The organism is Micromonospora sp. WMMD967 (assembly GCF_029626165.1).
In the GTDB taxonomy this organism is placed as follows: domain Bacteria; phylum Actinomycetota; class Actinomycetes; order Mycobacteriales; family Micromonosporaceae; genus Micromonospora; species Micromonospora taraxaci.
This window is the reverse complement of sequence record NZ_JARUBK010000001.1, coordinates 1,298,554-1,317,295: the sequence shown is the minus strand read 5'-3', so window position 1 is coordinate 1,317,295 and position 18,742 is coordinate 1,298,554. Positions and strand designations below refer to the sequence as shown.

Annotated in this window: 12 protein-coding genes; 2 read left to right on the top strand and 10 right to left on the bottom strand. The window is 69.4% G+C overall.

Features of this window, described 5'->3' with window-relative positions:
• Positions 1–441 precede the first annotated feature (441 nt).
• Positions 442–1,296, bottom strand: a complete 855-nt coding sequence (locus tag O7631_RS06285; RefSeq protein ID WP_278143409.1) for a DUF2231 domain-containing protein — start codon at positions 1,294–1,296, stop codon at positions 442–444.
• Positions 1,297–1,462: 166 nt separating this feature from the next.
• Between O7631_RS06285 and O7631_RS06280 the strand changes: the two genes are divergently transcribed.
• Complete coding sequence (locus O7631_RS06280) at positions 1,463–2,263, top strand: crotonase/enoyl-CoA hydratase family protein (protein WP_278143408.1); 801 nt, start codon at positions 1,463–1,465, stop codon at positions 2,261–2,263.
• Position 2,264: 1 nt separating this feature from the next.
• Here O7631_RS06280 and O7631_RS06275 read toward each other — a convergent pair whose 3' ends face one another.
• From O7631_RS06275 to O7631_RS06235, 9 genes are all read right to left on the bottom strand, one after another.
• Positions 2,265–5,951 carry a discoidin domain-containing protein gene (locus O7631_RS06275; protein ID WP_278143407.1) on the bottom strand — a complete coding sequence of 1,229 codons (3,687 nt, stop codon included), beginning with the start codon at positions 5,949–5,951 and terminating at the stop codon, positions 2,265–2,267.
• Positions 5,952–6,043: 92 nt separating this feature from the next.
• A complete protein-coding gene (locus tag O7631_RS06270; RefSeq protein WP_278143405.1) occupies positions 6,044–8,935 on the bottom strand; it encodes a discoidin domain-containing protein in 2,892 nt (963 codons plus the stop codon).
• Between the two features lie 134 nt (positions 8,936–9,069).
• On the bottom strand, positions 9,070–10,707 hold the full coding sequence (locus O7631_RS06265; RefSeq protein ID WP_278143403.1) for a glycoside hydrolase family 13 protein: 1,638 nt from the start codon (positions 10,705–10,707) through the stop codon (positions 9,070–9,072).
• Between the two features lie 101 nt (positions 10,708–10,808).
• A complete protein-coding gene (locus O7631_RS06260; RefSeq protein ID WP_278143402.1) occupies positions 10,809–11,696 on the bottom strand; it encodes a carbohydrate ABC transporter permease in 888 nt (295 codons plus the stop codon).
• A gap of 11 nt (positions 11,697–11,707) precedes the next feature.
• Positions 11,708–12,664, bottom strand: a complete 957-nt coding sequence (locus O7631_RS06255) for a sugar ABC transporter permease (protein ID WP_278143401.1) — start codon at positions 12,662–12,664, stop codon at positions 11,708–11,710.
• An 89-nt stretch (positions 12,665–12,753) separates the two neighbouring features.
• Complete coding sequence (locus O7631_RS06250; protein WP_278143400.1) at positions 12,754–14,133, bottom strand: extracellular solute-binding protein; 1,380 nt, start codon at positions 14,131–14,133, stop codon at positions 12,754–12,756.
• A 432-nt stretch (positions 14,134–14,565) separates the two neighbouring features.
• Positions 14,566–15,570 (bottom strand): LacI family DNA-binding transcriptional regulator, encoded by a 1,005-nt coding sequence (locus O7631_RS06245; protein ID WP_269681608.1) that lies wholly within the window; start codon positions 15,568–15,570, stop codon positions 14,566–14,568.
• Positions 15,567–15,776 (bottom strand): hypothetical protein, encoded by a 210-nt coding sequence (locus tag O7631_RS06240; protein WP_278143399.1) that lies wholly within the window; start codon positions 15,774–15,776, stop codon positions 15,567–15,569. The genes O7631_RS06245 and O7631_RS06240 overlap by 4 nt, the downstream gene beginning before the upstream one ends.
• A gap of 333 nt (positions 15,777–16,109) precedes the next feature.
• Positions 16,110–17,585 carry an FAD-dependent oxidoreductase gene (locus O7631_RS06235; RefSeq protein ID WP_278143398.1) on the bottom strand — a complete coding sequence of 492 codons (1,476 nt, stop codon included), beginning with the start codon at positions 17,583–17,585 and terminating at the stop codon, positions 16,110–16,112.
• A gap of 91 nt (positions 17,586–17,676) precedes the next feature.
• On the opposite strand from O7631_RS06235, the gene O7631_RS06230 reads away from it, so the two are divergent.
• Positions 17,677–18,741 carry a serine hydrolase domain-containing protein gene (locus O7631_RS06230; protein ID WP_278143397.1) on the top strand — a complete coding sequence of 355 codons (1,065 nt, stop codon included), beginning with the start codon at positions 17,677–17,679 and terminating at the stop codon, positions 18,739–18,741.
• The last annotated feature ends 1 nt before the right edge of the window (position 18,742 follow it).

The window sequence follows — 18,742 nt, the reverse complement described above, 5'->3', positions numbered from 1 at the left end:
ACCACCGACCGGTCGGACTGCCGCGGCGAGCGACATCGACACCACGCCCCGCGGCAACGGGATGGCTGCCCCCGGCAGCACGGCGTTCCCCGGCGGCGGGGTCGATCCCGCCGGCGCGCCGGATTGGGGTGATGACGACGGTTGGGCTGGTGACAGCAGCGAGCGTGGGCTGTTCACCGGCGGGCACGGTCTGGATTCCGTACCGGACGGGCCACCGGTAGGCCGCCACCGACGCAGCTGACCCGGGCCGGCCCGGGACAAGCCGGGCCGGGCGCGATCTGATGCCCTCGTCGCGCGACGGCCCTCGCCGCGGGCACCGGGCCGAGGTGCCTGGAGAGCGATATACCTGTGAGTCATAGATATGACTCACAGGTATAGGCGTGGAGAGCACCACCACCACGTCCCGGAGCGGCGCAGACCGCCGAGACGTGAAGGCAGCCGTCAGGGCAGGCGGGTCTGGAGCACGCCGTTCTGGATCCGGGTGGGCAGGATCTGCTGGTCGTTGCCGGACGGCCCCTGCACGACCTCACCGCCGTTGAGGCGGAACGCGCTGCCGTGCCACGGGCAGACCACACAGGCGTGACCGTCGATCTCCTGCACCTCGCCCTCGCCGAGGGGCCCGCTCTGGTGCGGGCAGCGCTCCAACATCACGGTCACCTCGTCACCGTGCCGGTAGAGGATCACCGAGATGTCGTCGTCCACCTCCCGGGTGATCAGGGTGCGCTGCGGCAGCGTCGCCATGTCGACGAGCGAGTGCCAGCCGTCGGTCATCCGGCGCAACTCGGAGATGCTCTGGTTGACCTGCGCTCCCTGCTTGTACGCGAGGTGACCCCCGATGTACGCGCCGAGGCTGACGGTGGAGAGGCCCAGGAAGCCGAGAGCTCGACCGACGCCGTGCCGGCCGGACATCCGCGCGGCCAACGAACCGGCGTAGAGCGTCAGACCGACGGTGTTGGCAGCGGCGTGCACCAGGCCGACGCGGCGCTGGTCCCGGGCGAGTGCCGCCCAGTCGTTCAGCCCGGCGATCGCCGCCGGCACCGCGCTGACGGTGCCCAGGCCGACCAGCATGGTGGCGGGTCGGCGTTGCCCGGGCATCAGGTCCAGGACCGCGGCGCTGATCCACGCGCCGACCGGCACCTGCACCATCGCCGGGTGCAGTGGATGCCCGATGGTCACCCCGTGCAGCAGGTCCCGCAGCCGGCGCGGACGCAGCGTGCTGAGGACGACTCGCTGCAACCGGTCACCCGTCCGGTCCAGCCTGGATGCCTGCTCAACTTTCGTCAAAAGTGCTCGCACCCGTACCGACTTCCCGGCGATGGGGGTCGCAAACCGGTCTCGGGCGACAAACTGTCACACAGTGCGATCATGTCGTCGCGGCTCGGCGATCACGGGCGCAACGGCGGCCGAGGTCGCAAGATCGATCGGGATTGTGGGCGCCGGACGACGCGGGCATGCTGAGCCGATGGGTGTACGGGTGGAGCGTTCCGGGCCGGTGACGACTGTCGTGCTGGATCGGGCTGCTGCTCGCAACGCCGTCGACGGGCCGACCGCCAGGGCGCTTGCCGACGCCTTCCGAGCCTTCGAGGCCGACCCGGACGCGTCGGTCGCCGTGCTCTGGGGCGCCAATGGCACGTTCTGCGCCGGGGCGGACCTGAAGGCGATCGGCACGCCGAGCGGCAACCGGGTGGAGCCGGAGGGAGACGGGCCGATGGGTCCGACCCGGATGGCGCTGAGCAAGCCGGTGATCGCGGCGATCTCCGGGTACGCGGTGGCCGGCGGGCTCGAACTGGCGCTCTGGTGCGACCTGCGGGTCGCCGAGTCCGACGCGACGCTCGGGGTGTTCTGCCGCCGCTGGGGGGTGCCGCTGATCGACGGCGGCACCGTCCGGCTGCCCCGGTTGATCGGTGAGAGCCGGGCGATGGACCTGATCCTCACCGGCCGCCCGGTGTCGGCCGACGAGGCGTACACCATGGGGTTGGTCAATCGGGTGGTGCCACCCGGCCAGGCGCGGGCGGCGGCCGAGGAGTTGGCGGCGACGATCGCCCGGCACCCGCAGACCTGCCTTCGCAACGACAGGGCGGCGGTGCTGACCGGCGCGGGGCGAGGAGAGGCCGAGGCGCTGGCGACCGAGTTGGCGTACGGGATGGACTCGCTGGCGGCGGACGCGCTGGCAGGTGCGGCCCGGTTCGCCGCGGGCGAGGGCCGACACGGCACGACGCCGCCGGGAGGGTGGGACTTCCCGACGGCGTCGGCTACCGGGTGACTCAGTTGCGGATGATGGTGAACGTCGAGGTGGGGTTCTGGATGTCCACCGCGTTGTTGCTCAACCGGAGGTTGTTGAAGGTGACCGAACCGACGGCCGGCCCCTGCCCGGCCTCCGGCATCGGGTTCGCCCAGATGGCGTAGCCGGACTTCGCGTCGTAGGCGTCCCCGCTCTTGCGGGCACCGCTGATCGAGACGTTGGTGAAGACCGTGTCGGTGATCGGGTTCTGCGGCTGCCCACCGACGTAGTTGGTCTGGAACATGATGCCGCTGTAGGTGGGATCGATGATGTCGACATCGCTGACCCGGATGCCCTGGAACACCTTCGAGGCGGAGAAGACCCAGATCGCCGGGAAGGTCTGCCCACCCCAGAAGTGCCCGCCGGCCCGCACGATCGAGATGTTCTCGAACCTCGTCGGCGGGTTGGCACCGAAGCCGTTCATCGGGTAGCCGAAGTCGAGCGAGCTGATGGTGATGCCGGAGTAGACAAGCGTGTCCGCGATGTAGATGTTGCGGAACGTGTTGCCGTAGCCGCCGTACACGGCGACACCGGCGGCCCGCCAGGTCAGGGTCGAGGTCAGGTTCTCGTAGATGTTGTCCTTCATGTCGGCGCCGCCCGCGTCGATGGCCGAGAACAGCGCGAAGCTGTCGTCGCCGGTGGCCCGGGCGTCGTTGTTGCTGACCAGGTTGTTGGTGCTCCCGTTGGTCATGTTGATGCCGTCGGCGAACATGTTCCGGATCCGGGAGTTCTTGATCGTCATGTAGTCGGTGTTGGCGCCCCAGTAGAGGCACACCATGTGCTCGTTCCAGATGTTGTCGATCACGATGTTCGACACGTTGGCGAAGTCGAACACCTTGCCCGGACCGTCGATCCGGGAGGTGTAGTTGCCGAAGTAGGCGAAGTTCTTGAAGGAGGAGTTCGCCGCCGAGGCCTCGGCCCGGAAGCCGATGTCGGTGTTGTCCTGGCCCGACGGAGCGTTGAACCGGGTGTACCAGGGGCCGGCGCCGGTCACCTGGACGGCCTTGCCGTACACCTGGAACTTCGACGAGGTGGAGTAGTTACCGGCCGGCAGGTACACCCCGACCAGGTTGCCGGTGGTGTCCATCCGCACCCGGTCCAGGGCGTTCTGCACATCCTGGTGGGTGAAGCCGGCCGGCGTGGTGTAACGGGTCGGGTCCGGGTTGGCGATCGGCGCCACCTGCTCGGTGTTGATGAAGTCGATCGCGTACGTGGTGGTGTTGGCCGGGTCCTTCTGCAGGCGGATCTTGCTGCCGGCCGGGACTGTGGAGTTGAGCATGACGTTGGCTTCGTCGTAGATGTGCCGTGGTCCGCCGGCGCTCGGCGAGTTGCCCGGGCTGGCCTCGTTGCCGTAGAGCCAGGCGTACCGGGACGTCAGGTCGATGGCCTTGTGGAAGGTGCCGTTGACGTAGACGTTCAGGGTCGAGTTGATCCCACCGCCACCCGGCGCATCCGGGATGGAGAACCGGGTGACCAGCGTGTTGGTGCTCGCCCGGGTGGTGAACTCGACGTAGCTGCCCGTCGAGTTGAGGGTCACCGCGCGACGGCCGGACGCCTCGCCGGCCAGGTCGCCGATCTCCCGGTTCGGTCCGACGACGCTGGCACCGCCGCCGATCGCACCGTCCTCGGCCTCGTACATGTCGTACGGCATGTTGGCACCGCGACCGACGAAGAGCGGTCGGTCACTGGTGTTGTTGGTCTGCTTCACCGGCAGCTCGTTGCCGTCCACGGCGAGCACCACCCGGACGGTGTACTTGCCGTTCGCGGCGGTCCAGGTGCCCAGGTTGATCGGGCCGACCGTCGCACCGGCGTTGATCACACCGGAGTACGAGCCGGTCAGGGTACGGACCACGGTGCCGGACTCGTTGAGCACGGTCAGGGTGATGCCGTGCGCACCGGACGCGGACGCCTGGTTGCCGGCGTTGCGGATCGACACGGAGAAGGTGACAGTGTTGCCGGCTGACGGGTTGCCCGGCGACCAGGCGACCGACGAGGCGACCAGGTCGGAGCTGGCGACCGCGGCGACCACCAGCGGGCTGGGGTTGGTGTAGCTGTTGTTCGTGTCGTCCTGCTCGACGACGGTGTTCGACTCGTCGACCTTCGCGCTGAGCGGGTAGCTGCCCGAGTCGCGGGTGCCGATGCTGGCGCTGACGGTGGTCGACGCACCGGCCGCGAGGCTGCCGACCGACGCGGTGCCGACCCGGGTGGAGCCCAGGTAGAAGTTGACGTTGGTCGCGCCGGAGGTCGCCGAGCCAGCGTTGCGGACGGTGGCCGAGAGGGTGATGGTGCTGGTCTCGACCGGTGCGGACGGGCTGAACGACATGCCGGTGACGGTCAGGTCCGGGTTCGGCGCCGGGGTGCCGAAGACCTGGAACTCGGCCACCTGCCCGGCCGGTGCGCCGGTGTTCGAGGCGATCGAGAGCCGGACGTCGGCCGCCGCGCCGGAGACCGGGATGGTCACCGTGTTGCCGCTGCCCGGGTTGAAGGCGTAGTTCGCCGCACCGACGAGGGTCGTGAAGCTCGACGAGCCCTGGTCCCGGCCGAGCACCGTGATGTTCTGCGTACGCGCGCCCCAGGCCGAGTCCGGGTTCAGCTTGATCACGACCTGGCTGAGGCTGGCGTTCGCGCCGAGCTGCACGGTCAACGTGCTCGGGTTGCCGTTGCCCTCCCAGTAGGTGGCCACGTTGTTGTCGTTGGCGTTGGTGGCCACGAACGTGTGCACGAACCCGGAGGCGGTGATCGGCTTACCGATCGCCAGGTTGGTCCCGGTCGGCGGGTTGCCGGTGCCGGTACGGGTCACCGAGTTGCTGTTCGCCGACTGGTTTCCGGCCGCGTCCTTGGCCCGGACGTAGTACGAGACGGTGGCGCTGTCCGCCTGGCTGTCGGTGTAGGTGAGCGTCGATCCGCTGACGCTGCCGCGCAGCGCGCCGTTGGCGTAGATGTCGTAGCCGGTCACTCCGACGTTGTCGCTCGACGCCGACCAGGTGAGCCGGATCTGCCCGCTGGCCGGCTGGGTGTACGCCAGGTTGCCGGGGGCGCTCGGGGCCTGGGTGTCGGTGCTGCCGGTGGCGCCGTACACCTCGACCTCGGAGAACTGCGCGGCCGGCCAGCCGGTGTTGCCGGTGACCTGCACCCGTACGTAGCGGGTGCTGGCGGCGGTGAAGCTGACGGTCGCGGTGTTGCCGCTGCTCGGATTGAAGGTGTAGCCGGCGGACGCCTTCAGGGTGGTGAAGGAGGAGCCGTTGGTGGAGCCGAGCACCGACAGCGTCTGGGTACGGGTCTGCCAGTCCGACGACGGCGGCAGCTTCAACACCACCCGGTCCACGCTGACAGTGGCGCCCAGGTCCGCCTGGATCCACTGCGGGAACGCGTTGTTGTTGCTCTCCCAGTAGGTCGAGGCGTTGCCGTCGTTGGCGTTGCCCGCCACGTAGTTCTGGTTGTAACTGCTGGCGGTCATGGTGGCGGAGAGCCCGGCGAGCAGGGCCACCCGCGCCGCGGCCGCCGACGCGTCGACGGCCGGTGCCGCGCTCGCCGCGGGGACGGCGACCGGGGCGGTGGCGAGGAGCATCCCGGCGAGCACGCCGGCCAGTAGCCGGCGGTGGCCGGTGCGGGGGACGGGATTGGGCGCGCCGGGTGGCGGCGTGCCTCGTCTGGTGCCGTTGCTGGACATGGGGTCGCTACACCTCTTTCGGGGGTGGGTGTGGGGTGCGTTGCCCGGTGACGGGTGCAGGGGTACGCCCGTCGTTCCGCGACAGGTGGGGGCTAGCTGGAATAGACCTCGAACTCGCTGAGCTGGCCGGCCGGCCAGCCGCTGTTGCCGGTGACGGTGAGGCGCAGGTACCGCTGGTTGGTCGCCGTGAAGGTCACGGTGGCCGTGTTGCCGCTGGCCGGGTTGAAGGTGTAGCCGGCGGACGCCTTCACGGTGGTGAACGTCGAGCCGTTGGTGGAGCCGAGCACCGACAGCGTCTGCGTACGGGTCTGCCAGGCCGACGACGGGGGAAGTTTCAGCACGACCCGGGACACCGAACGCTCGGCGCCCAGGTCCACCGTCAGCGACTGCGGGAACGCGTTGTTGGCGCTCTCCCAGTAGGTGTTCGCGTTGCCGTCCACCGCGTTGGGGGCGGCGTACACGTCGGAGTGGCTGGTCTCGGTGACCGATCGCCCGGCCGCCAGGTTGCCGCTGGGCGGCGGGGTGGTCGTGGGTGGCGGGGTGGTCGTGGGTGGCGGGGTGGTCGTCGGCGGTGGCGTGGTCTGCGTGCCGCCGTACACCTCGACCTCGGAGAGTTGCGCCGCCGGCCAGCCGGTGTTGCCGGTGACGGTGACCCGGATGTAGCGGCGGTCACCGGAGGGCAGCCCGATCGACACGGTGTTGCCCGAGCGGGGGGCGAAGACCCGACCGGCGGACGACGCCAGCGTGGAGTACGACGAACCGTCGTTGGAGCCGAGGACCGAGAGCGTCTGGGTGCGTTGCTCCCAACCGCTGGGCAGCTTGAGCACCACCCGGTCGACGGACCGGGACGCGCCCAGGTCGATGGTGACCGACTGCGGGAACGCGTTGTTGGCGCTCTCCCAGTAGGAGCCCGCGTTGCCGTCCACCACGTTGCCCGCCACGTAGCTCTGGTTGGTGCTGGTGGCGGTCGTCGACCGGTTCAGCGCCAGGTTCCCGCCGGTGGGAGGCGGCGTGGTCGGGGGCGGCGTGGTCGGCGGCGCGGTGGTGGGAGGCGGGGTCGTGGTGGGCGGCGGCGAGGTGGGTCCGCCACCCCACTGCGGGCTCGGCCACGGGCCGCAGTACGGGGTCGGGGTGTACCAGCCGGAGTTGCCCGAGCCCTGGGTGATCTGGAAGCCACCGCCCACGCAGTTGTGCATCGGGTTGCTCTGGGCGATGTTGGTGGCCCGCACGTTGGTGAAGGACACCTGGCTGGGTGCCTGCACCTGGAGCGCGTACGTGCCGGCGCCGTCGATCCGCACGTTGGAGAGGTTGATCCCGCTGGTCTGGCCCTCGATCCAGTGCAGCGCCGCGTAGGAGCTGTCCAGGATGTCGGTGTCGGTGATGTTGATGGTGGCCTGCTGGAACGACTCGTTGAGGGCGGAGAACCAGATCGCCCCGACACCGAAGTTCCAGTTGTAGTCCGAGTTGCCGTTGCGGATCAACGTGTTGCGGGCGATCGTCCAGGTGCCCCGGACCGCGGTGTCGCCCTGCACGCCCGGATAGCGGTTCGCGACGTGGATGCCGCCGCCGTTCGTCAGCGAGTCGGCCGTCACGTTGTCGGTGATGGTGATGTCCCGACCGCCGTAGCTGACCAGGTGGTTCGCCAGCAGCGTCACGCCGATGGTGTTGCGGGTGAAGGAGTTGTTGACGTTCGGCACGCTCTGGGCCCACATCGCCAACGCGTCGTCGCCCGTGTTGCGGACGAACGTGTTGGTGACCGTCGAGTTGGTCACGCCGGTGTGGAAGTTCACGCCGTCCGCGGTCTGGTCCAGGATCCGGCTGTTGCGGATGGTGAAGTTGTCCATCGGGCCGTCCATCCACGCCCCGACCTTGGTGTTCTCCAGCCACAGGTTGTCGACCACCGAGTTGGTCATCGCCCCGCCCAGCGCGTTCACCTGGTCGTCGTCGACCCGCTCGCGGATGTCGCCGATGATGGCGAAGTCCCGCAGGGTGACGTTGCGGCTCGGCCCGTTCGCCTCGTGCGCGCGGACCGGCCCGGTGTAGCCGCCACCGGGGACGTACTTGCCGTAGATGCCCACGGACCGGTTCCGCTCGGTGGGGTGCCGACCGCCGAGCACCGAGTACCAGGGGCCCGCGCCGCGCAGGGTCACCCCGTCGACCACCACGTGGTCCCAGAGGGTGAAGGCGCCGGTCGGGATCCAGACCGCCCGGCCCTGGGCCTTACCGGCGTCGACAGCTGCCTGGAACTTCGCCGTCGAGTCGGTCGCGCCGCTCGGGTCCGCGCCGAAGTCGGTGACCACGTCGATGACACCGGAGGGCTTGGCGATCGGCGCCACGAGCTCGAAGTCGGCCAGGTCGATGGTGAACGTGGGCGACTGCGCCGTCGAGGAGACCTGGAGCCGGATCTTCGTGCCGGCCGGCTGGGTGCTGCCGAACAGCGCCCGGGTCTCGTCGTAGAAGTGGTGCGGGTTGGTGTCACCCGGGTTGTTGTTGAACGGGTAGCCGCCGTAGTACCAGCCGTACTTCGACGTCACCGGGACCGACTTCAGCAGCGACCCGTTGGCCCGCAGGTCGATCGTGGCGTCCCGGCCGGTGCCGGCCGAGTTGTCCGGCAGGCTGTACCGGAAGGTGACAGCGTTGGCCGGGGCGGTGAGGGTGAACTCGACGTACTCGCCGACGGCGTCGAGGGTGACCGCCTCCCGGCCGGACGCCTCGGACGGCAGCGTGCCGTACCGCCGGTCCGGGCCGATCTTCGTGCCGTTGTGGGCGACCTTCTCCGCCTCGTGCTCGATGAACGGCACTGTCGCGCCCCGGTTGGGGATGTCGAAGGGGGACAACCCGGCCGCCGAGGCAGGAGTTGCCGTGCCGGTGACCGCGAGAGCTGTCAACGAGGTGGCGGCGAGCAGAGCGGCGGCAATGGCGGCCAACCCTGCCCGGGTCGGGTGTCGAAGGTGGTGCGGCGTGCCGGTGGTGTGGTTGGCCATGAGCTGCGCTCTCCCTTTCGTCAGGCAGGCCAGATCCCCCGTGTCGGTGCGGCGCGTCCCCCTCGTTCCTCCTTCCGTTCGGGTGGCGTGGTGCCGGCGGCCGGGACGGGCCGCCGGCACCACGACGAGCAGGATCAGGTCAGGTCGGCCGCCGTGGCGGTACGCAGCCAGACCGCGGTGTCGGACGGCAGCAACCCGTCGTCGAGTGGTCCACTGGCCAGCAACAACTCCCCCTGAGCTGGCATCGGCACCGGCGCGGCGGACAGGTTGACGACGCAGGCGAAGCCGCCACCGCGGCTGAACGCCAGCACCCCGTCCGGGGCGGGCAGCCAGGTAAGCTCCCCGTCACCGAGCGCCGGTTCGGCCCGCCGAGTCTGGATCGCGGCCCGGTACAGCTCCAGCATCGAAGCCGAGTCGCCGGTCTGCGCGCTGGCCGTCCGGTCCTTCCAGTCGGCCGGCTGCGGCAGCCAGGGCGCCGCGGCACCGGCCGGGCTGAACTCGAACGGCGGCTCGTCGCCAGCCCACGGCAGGGGTACGCGGCAGCCGTCCCGACCCGGGTCGATCCGGCCGGACCGTTCCCACATGGGGTCCTGACGCATCGCGTACGGGATGTCCTCGACCTCGTAGAGGCCCAGCTCCTCGCCCTGGTAGACGTAGGCGGCACCGGGCAGCGACAGCGAGAGCAGCGCGGCGGCCCGGGCTCGGCGGGTGCCCAGCTCCAGGTCGGTGGGGATGCCCTCGCGCTTGGCCGCGAAGCTGAACCTGGTGTCGGCCCGCCCGTAGCGGGTGACGTGGCGGGTGACGTCGTGGTTGGAGAGGACCCAGGTGGCCGGCGCGTTGACCGGAGCGTGCGCGCTGAGCGTCCCGTCGATGCTCTCCCGCAGGGCGGAGGCGTCCCAGGCGCAGCCCAGGAAGTCGAAGTTGAACGCCGCGTGCAGCTCGTCCGGGCGCAGGTAGTTGGCGAACCGCTGCCGGTCCGGCAGCCACACCTCACCGATCAACGCGCGGTCGTCGTACTCGTCGGCGACGCGCCGCCAGCCCCGGTAGATGTCGTGCACCCCGTCGAGGTCGTGGAACGGGTGCGGCTGGTCCGGGTGGACCTCGGGCAGCGTCCCGTCCTTGACCAGCAACCCGGCCGAGTCGATCCGGATGCCGTCCACGCCCCGGTCGAACCAGAACCGCAGGATGTCCTCGAACTCCGCCCGCACCCGGGGGTGGTCCCAGTTGAAGTCCGGCTGCTGCGGGGCGAAGAGGTGCAGGTACCAGTCGCCGGGGGTGCCGTCCGGGTTGGTGGTGCGGGTCCAGGTCTCGCCGCCGAACTCGCCGACCCAGTCGGTGGGCCGTTGGTCACCGTTGGGGCCCCGGCCGGGCCGGAACCAGAACAGGTCCCGCTCGGGTGCGCCGGGCCCGCCGGCGAGGGCCGCCTGGAACCAGGGGTGCGCGTCGGAGCAGTGGTTCGGCACCACGTCGACGATGGTCCGGATGCCCATCGCGTGCGCCTCGGCGATCAACGCCTCCACCTCGACGAGGGAGCCGAAGACCGGGTCGATGTCGCGGTAGTCGGACACGTCGTAGCCGGCGTCCGCCATCGGCGAGGGGTACCACGGGCTGAACCAGATCGCGTCGACGCCGAGCGCGGACAGGTGATCCAGCCGCGACCGGATGCCGGCGATGTCGCCGATGCCGTCGCCGTTGCCGTCGGCGAAGCTCCGGGGATACACCTGGTAGATCACCGCTCCACGCCACCACGGACTGCTGTCTGCTGTGGACACGAGCACCTGCTTTCTGGGTCAGTACGTCGGCGGGTTCGCCGGACCGGTATGTGTGTCGGACGAACTGTCGTTGTTCGCCGCGCGGGGTTTTGCGGTCGTGGCTAGCCCTTGATGCTGCCCGTGGTCAGACCGGACATGATGTTCCGTTGGAAGATCAGGAAGATGATGACTGTCGGGATCGCCGCGATGACCGAGGCGGCGATCACCACGTTCATCGGCGTACCGCCGGCGAAGGCGTAGATGCCGACGCTCACCGTCCGGGTCTCCGGCGACGGCATGACCAGCTTCGGCCAGAGGAAGTCCTTCCACACCGCCGTCACGGCGAAGATCGAGACGACGCCGAGGATGGGGCGCGACAACGGCAGGATGATCGACCAGAGCGTGCGCAGCGACGACGCCCCGTCCATCAGGGCGGCGGCCATCAACTCCTCCGGGATCGAGTCGAAGAACCGCTTCAACAGGAAGATGTTGAACGCGTTGGCGACCAGCGGCAGCCAGATGGCGAACGGCGAGTCGAGCAGGTTGATGTGCAGGATCGGCAGGTCGATCACCGTCACGTACTGCGGAACGATGAGCACCATCGCCGGGATCATCAGCGTTCCCAGCATCAGGGCGAGGATCACGTTGCCGAAGATCGGCCGAAGTTTCGACAGCGAGTACGCGGCGGCGGTGTCGAGGACCAGTTGGAAGAGCACCGCGCCGATGGCGTAGTAGAAGGTGTTGAACAGCAGCTTGGCGAGGGCCAGGTTGTTCCACGCGTCGATGTAGTTCTGCGGCTGCGGGTCCTTCGGGAACAGCGAGGGTGGGGTCTGCGCGATCTCCTGGCCGGACTTGAGCGCGCCGGTGACCATCCAGTAGAGCGGTCCGAGGAAGACGAGCGTGAACCCGGTCACGACCAGGACCAGCAGCGTCCAGTAGATGACCCGACCACGTCCCCGGCTGATCTGGGTCTGGGAGATGAGGGTCCGGGTTCCGGAATCCTGTGCCATTCCTCGCCGTCCTAGTCCTGTTTCGCAGTCAGCCGCACGTACACGGCGGAGAAGCCGGCCAGCACCACGAGCATGATCACGCCCAGCGCGGCGGCGCCGTTGAGGTCGTTCTGGAAGAACCCGTGCTGGTAGATGAGGTACGCCACCGAGGTCGCGGAGTCCTCCGCGCCCGCGCCGTTGGCGAGGATCAGTGGCTCGATGAAGAGCTGCATCGTGGCGACGATCTGGAGCATCGCCATGAGCGCGAGGATCAGCCGGGTCTGCGGGATCGTGACGTGCACGATCCGCCTCCAGATCCCGGCGCCGTCCAGCTCGGCGGCCTCGTACAGCTCACCGGGGATGTTCTGCAACGACGCCAGGTAGATCAGCACCGCCCCGCCCATGTTCATCCAGGTCGACGCGACCACCATCGCCGGCATCGTCATCTCGGGCGACTGCATCCACTGCGAGGTGGGCAGGTGCAGCGCCTTGAGGATCGCGTTGAAGAGACCCGCCTCGCTGGGGTCGTACGCGTAGAACTTGAAGAGGAACAGCGCGGAGGCCGGCGGCAGCATCACCGGCAGGTAGACCAGGATCCGCAGGTAGCCCTTGGCGTGGCGGAACTCGTTGAGCACGATCGCCACGAAGAACGGCACCACGTAGCCGAGGACGAGCGCGAGCACGGTGAAGTAGAACGTGTTCTTCCAGGCCGTCCAGAAGCTCGGGTCGGCGATGATGCGGGAGTAGTTGTCCCAGCCCACCCAGGTGGTCTCGCCGCGCCGGGTCCGCTGGAAGCTCATGACGATGCCGCGGATCATCGGGTACCAGGAGAAGACGACGAAGCAGAGCACGGCCCCGATCAGGAACGCGTGACCGGTGAGGTTGTCCCGTACCTTGCGGCCGAGGCTCGTGCGCTGCGGCCTCGCCGAGTACGGCGACGGCGGGCGGCCCGGTTTCCTGGAGGTCTCCGGGACGGTGGTGATCGCCAAGGCAACTCCTGGGTGAGTCGGTGACGTCGACGACGTGGTGCGGCTGGTGTGTGGGGGCCGGGTCGGCGTCCCGGCCCCCACACGCTCGGTCAGCTCTCCGCGGCGAGGAGCTGGTTGACCTTCTCCTCGGCGGTCTTGAGCAGTGCGTCGATGTTCGAGTTCGGGTTGGTCAGCACACCGGACATCGCCGCGTCGAGCACCGCGTAGATGGCCTGGGCGTTGCGCGGCTCACCCTTGATCGGCACCGGGGTCGCCTCGAAGATCGCGAAGTTGGTGGTGTCGACGTTGGCGTTCGCCTTGCGCAGCTCCAGTTCCTGCTTCTGCGCGTCACTCCCGTTGGCGAAGAGCAGCGGCTGGGGCAGACCCACCGGGTAGTTCTGCGGCTTGGCCCGGACGTAGTCGAACTGGCCCTTGCCCGGGGTGAGCTTCTGGTACGCGATCCACTTCAGGCCGGCCTTGACCTGCTCGGGAGTGAGGTCCTTCTTGAAGAAGTAGCCCTCGCCGCCGCCGAGCGTCCCCTTCGCCGCGCCGTCCTGGCCGGGCAGCGGAGCCATCGCCCAGTCCTGGAACTTGCCCTGGAACTGGCTGACGATGGCCTGGGTGGCGTCCGGTGCTCCGATGAACATGCCGACCTTGCCAGCGCCGGCGTTCGTCAGCAGGTCGCCCCACTGGAGCAGCTGACGGGCACCCATGCTGTTGTCGCCGTACCGCATGTCCTTGAGGTTCTGCAGGACCTGCTTGCCCATGGCGTTGTTGAAGTCGGCCTTCTTGCCGTCGGCCGTGAGCACCTGGCCGCCCTGCGAGTAGAGCAGCGAGGTGAAGTGCCAGCCGCCGGTGTTGCCGGCGCTGTACTCGGAGTAGCCGGCGATGCCGTTGCCGAGCGCGGAGATCTTCTTGGCGGCGGCCCGAACGTCGGCCCAGGTCTTGGGCGGGTTGTTCACGTCGAGCCCAGCCTGCTGGAACAGGACCTTGTTGTAGATCAGCCCCATCGAGTAGTTCTTCACCGGGACGGCGTAGAGCTTGCCGCCGTCGGTGAAGACCTCCTTCAGCGCGGGGTCGATGCTGTCCCAGGTCGGAACGGTGTCCTTGTTGGCGTACTGGGTGATGTCCATCGCCTGACCGGAGTCGAGCACCTGCTGGACGTCGGTCATGTACCCGTAGAACACGTCGGTCACGGTGCCGCCGGCCAGCCGGGCGGTGAAGTCCGGCGGGTTGTTGCACTGCTCGCCGACGCTGACGCTCTTGATGATGATGTCCGGGTTCTGCTTCTGGAACTCGGCGACATCGTCGTTCCAGTTCTTCAGCAGCTCTTTCTGGGCACCGACGGGCTGGCAGTCGACAGTGATGGTGACCTTGCCGCCGGCGGTCGCGCCCTTGTCGTCGCTCTTCGTGGAGCACGCCGTGAGGCTGAGCCCCAGGCCGGCCACGAGCGCGACCGCCGCAGCCTTTCGGTATTGCGGTACGGACATCTGTCCATCCCTTCGGGAACGGGTGTCTCCAATGACGTTCGCTGATCTGCGGTGATGCGACCTGACGCCCAGTAGCTGCGTCGGAGCCAGGTGTGAGTGGAGTCACTGTAGCGAGGCCGACTCATTTCAGCAAGGTGTCGACCCTGAGACGAAAGGACACGACGTGATTACGTCAGATGTTGGCAGACCATTGAAAGCACCCCAACAAAACAGGCCTTAAGCCGTCATACCGGCCCATTCGACAAGGTCGATACGGCAAGCCCTGACCAACCCCGTCGATCATGGAGTTGTGGTGCCTGATTCAGAGGCTTTACGGGCGTTATGCCACCCACCACAACTCCATGATCGACGGAGCATCGCATGGTGTGGAGACAGAGAACGGCCGCCGACCGCGTGGGCGGTCGACGGCCGGGGGCTTGTTCGGTGTGGTTCCTAGCGACCGGGGGCGGGCGCGGTCGAGCCGCGTACCACCAACTCAGGCTCGAACAGCAGCTCGTCCTGGAGCACACCCACACCTTCGATCTGGGTGACCAGCAGGTCGACGGCAGCCTGCCCCATCGTCTCGATCGGCTGCCGAACCGTGGTCAACGGCGGGTCGGTGCAGGTCATGAACGCGGAGTCGTCGAAGCCCACCACCGAGATGTCGGTCGGCACCGAGTGACCCAGCCGCCGGGCCGCACGGATCGTGCCCAACGCCAGTACGTCGCTGGCGCAGATGATCCCGGTGACGCCACGCTCGACCAGTTTCGTCGCGGCGACCCGCGCGCCCTCCATCGAGAAGCTGGAACGTTCGACGCACTCGGCGTCGCCCTCGCCCCAGCCGGCGGCCCGGGTCATCGCATCCAGCTTGCGGCGCGACGGCACGTGCCCCTCCGGACCGAGCACCATCCCGATGCGCTCGTGCCCCAGCGAGCGCAGGTGCCCGTACGCCTGCTCCACCGCCACCGCGTCGTCAGTCGAGACCCGGGGGAAACCCAACTCGTCCACACCCGCGTTGACGAGCACGACCGGAAGACCCCGATCGGTCAGCCGACGGTAGTGGTCGTGCCGGGCGTCCGCGAGCGCGTACGAACCACCGGCGAAGATCACGCCGGAGACCTGGTGGTCGAGGAGCATCTCCACGTAGTCCATCTCGGAGACACCACCGATGGTCCGGGCGCAGAGAGCCGGGGTATAGCCGCGCTGGGCCAGTGTCCCGGTGACGACCTCGGCCAACGCCGGGAAGATCGGGTTCTGCAACTCGGGCAGCACCAGCCCGACCAACCGGGCGCGTTCGCCACGCAGCTTGGTGGGTCGCTCGTAGCCGAGCACGTCCAGCGCGGTCAGCACCGCGGTCCGGGTCGCCTCCGAGACTCCGTCCCGGCCGTTGAGCACCCGGCTGACGGTGGCCTCGCTGACGCCCGCCTTCTTGGCAACTTCAGTCAACCGCTTGGTCACGGGCGCAATCGTACGTCGCTCTCATGAAAGAAATGAACAGCAAAATGCCCTACGCTTGCCGTCCAGCTGCCGCATTCTTCCCATCGGCCAACAAATAGGCGCTTCAGCAGGGGCACGCGGTAGGTCTTCGCGGTGGGCGCGACCAGGTCGAGCCGCCCCGTCGCCTGCATCGCCAGTGCCAGTACCAGTACCAGTGCCAGGCCCAACGCCACACTCCGCGCAGCGCCCGACACAGCCCGGGTCGTCCTCCGGCGGCCGCCCGCACCGCCACAAGCGGTATGACTCTGAGGCATAAATATGCCTCACAGTCATAGTGCCTTGCGACGTGTCCCGGCTGACGCCGAATGCTCCCTGCCTGCCAAGATCCGCGCAACAACAGGGATATTGGTGTCTCCCGACCGTCGGAGGCAGCAACATCCGGGAAGTTGCGCGGATCTTGGGCCGGCGCGCGGATCTTGGGCCGGCGCGCGGGGGCGCGGCGCGCGGGGGCACGGCGCGCGGGGGCACGGCGCGCGGGGGCATGCCGCGTGGGGCGGTCGTCAGGACAGGTCGCGCAGCGCGTCTCCGATGGCCCGGTGGAAGGTCGGGTACGCGTAGATCATGTGCCGGAGCTGGCTCAGCGGAACCGCCGCGTGCACCGCCACCACCAGTGCGGACAGCACCTCGCCGCCGGCCGGGCCGACGGAGGTCGCGCCGATCAGCACGCCCTGGTCGGCATCCGCGACGACCTTGATGAAACCCTCGTCGCCGACCTGGTGGATCCAGCCCCGGGTGGAGCTGCTCAGCTTGGTGAAACCGACCTGCACGTTGATGCCGCGGTCGCGGGCCTGCTGCTCGGTGAGCCCGACCGCGCCGACCTCGGGGTCGGTGAAGGTCACCCGGGGCAGCGCGCGGTAGTCGGCGCGGGGGATCGTGCCGGCCGAACCGCTCGAACCACTGGCGGCCAGCGAGCTGGACGCGCCCATCGCGCCGCCGACCACGCTCGACGTGCCGCTGGCGTCCGCCCCGGCCTTCGCCTGTCGGGCGCGGGCCAGGATGTCGGCGATCACGATCCCCGCCTGGTACATGGCGATGTGCGTGAAGGCGCCCTCGCCGGTCAGGTCGCCGACCGCCCAGACGTGGTCGGTGACGTGCAACCGGTCGTCGACCGGTAGGTAGCGCTGACTCGCGTCCAGGCCGATCGTGTCCAACCCCAACTCGCCCAGGTGCGCCTTGCGCCCGGTCACCACCAGCAGTTGGTCGGCGGTGTACGCCGCACCGCCGCTGCCCCGCAGTGTGAACCCGGTGCCGTCGTGTTCGACACGTTCGGCGCGTACCCCGGTGTGGATCTCCACGCCGTCGGCGCGCAGCGCGGCGGCGGCGACCTCGGACGCCTCCGGTTCCTCGACGGCCAGCACCCGGTCGAGCGCCTCCACCACAGTCACCCGGACCCCGAAGCGGGCGAAGACCTGCGCCAGTTCCAGGCCGATCGCGCCGCCGCCGAGCACCAGCAACGACTCCGGCAGCTCCTCGACCTCGATCGCCTGATGGTTGGTCCAGTACGGCGTGTCGGCCAGGCCGTCGATCGGCGGCACCGACGGGCGGGTCCCGGTGCTCAGCACGACCCCGTGCCGGGCCTCGAAAACCTGGTCACCGACCCGGACCCGGCGGGGACCGTCGAGACGGCCACTGCCCCGCACGAGCCGGCCGCCCTTGCTGGCGAACCGTTCGGCAGCGACAGTGTCGTCCCAGGTGTCGGTGGCTTCCTCGCGGATCCGCTTCGCCACCGGCGCCCAGTCGGGCTGGACCTGCGCCGTCCCGGCGAGCCCGTCGACCCGGCGGGCCTCGGCGAGGGCGTTGGCCGCCCTGATCATCATCTTGCTCGGGATGCAGCCCCAGTACGGGCACTCCCCGCCGACCAGGCCCCGTTCGACGCCGACAACGCTCAGGCCGGCTTCGGCGAGGCGTTCGGCCACCTCCTCGCCGCCCACCCCGAGCCCCACCACGACCACATCCACCAGCTCCGGATCTGCCACCGGAACAGCATCCCCCAGCGACACCGCCCGAACCACCGGGGTCGGAGAAAAGTCGGCGCGCTCACCGGTCCGGGCCTCCTACCGTGTCGGGATGCACTCACGCTTCGCCCCGGTCCGGGACTGCTTCCACGACCTGCTCAGCTCCGGCCGGGAGACCGGCGCCGGTCTGGTCATCTGGCACGACGGGCAGCCCGTCGTCGACCTGGTCGGGGGCCACCGGACCGGTGCCGAGCCGTGGCGACCGGACACGCTCGCCAACGTCTACTCGGTGGGCAAGCCGGTGGCCGCACTCTGCCTGCTGATGCTCGTCGACCGGGGGCAGGTCGACCTCGACGCGCCGGTCGACAGGCACTGGCCGGGTTTCCGCACCCCGGCCACCGTGCGTCAGGTGTTGACGCACACCGCCGGGCTCCCGGCGTTCCCGGTGCCCCGGCCGGCCACCGCTGTCGCCGACTGGGCGCTGCTCACCGACGACCTGGCCGCGGCCGAGCCCGAGTGGGCACCGGGCTCGGTGGCCGCGGAGCACGCCTGGACGTACGGGCACCTGGTGGGCGAGCTGGTCCGGCGGGTCGACGGGCGGTCGGTGGGCCGGTTCCTGGCCGAGGAGGTCGCCGACCGGTGGCAGCTCGACCTCGGTTTCGGGCTGACCGACGCGGACCAACGCCGCTGCGCGGAAATGCGCTACGGCGACCCGCGGTGGCCGGCTCGGAAGCTCGGCGAGCCGGGGTCACTGCGGGCGCGCGCGTTGGGCAACCCGGCCGGTGGGCTGGACCTGGCCGTGTTGAACAGCCCGCTGTGGCGAGCTGCCGAGATGCCCGCTGTCAACCTGCACGCCACCGCGTCCGGTCTCGCCCGGCTCTACGCCGGTCTGCTCGCCGGGGGCACCCTGGACGGGGTCCGGTTGTTCAGCCCGGAGCTGGTGACGGAGGCGACCCGGGTGCAGTACGACGGGCCGGACCTGCTGCTGGACCGCCAGGTCCGGTGGACGCTGGGCATGCAGTGGGAGCCGGACGGCAGTTGGGGCATGGGCGGAATCGGCGGCAGCAGCGCGTGGGCCGACCCGGAGCGCGGTTACGCCTTCGCGTACGCCACTGCGCACCTGGCCGAGCACGACCGGGTGGACGAGCTGGTCGAGGTGTTGCACTCCTGCCTCTGAC

Bases quoted from the DNA above. Each gene is read 5' to 3' on its own strand.
- O7631_RS06250 (WP_278143400.1), bottom strand. From the start codon at position 14,133: ATGTCCGTACCGCAATACCGAAAGGCTGCGGCGGTCGCGCTCGTGGCC.
- O7631_RS06280 (WP_278143408.1), top strand. From the start codon at position 1,463: ATGGGTGTACGGGTGGAGCGTTCCGGGCCGGTGACGACTGTCGTGCTG.
- O7631_RS06275 (WP_278143407.1), bottom strand. From the start codon at position 5,951: ATGTCCAGCAACGGCACCAGACGAGGCACGCCGCCACCCGGCGCGCCC.
- O7631_RS06270 (WP_278143405.1), bottom strand. From the start codon at position 8,935: ATGGCCAACCACACCACCGGCACGCCGCACCACCTTCGACACCCGACC.
- O7631_RS06260 (WP_278143402.1), bottom strand. From the start codon at position 11,696: ATGGCACAGGATTCCGGAACCCGGACCCTCATCTCCCAGACCCAGATC.
- O7631_RS06230 (WP_278143397.1), top strand. From the start codon at position 17,677: ATGCACTCACGCTTCGCCCCGGTCCGGGACTGCTTCCACGACCTGCTC.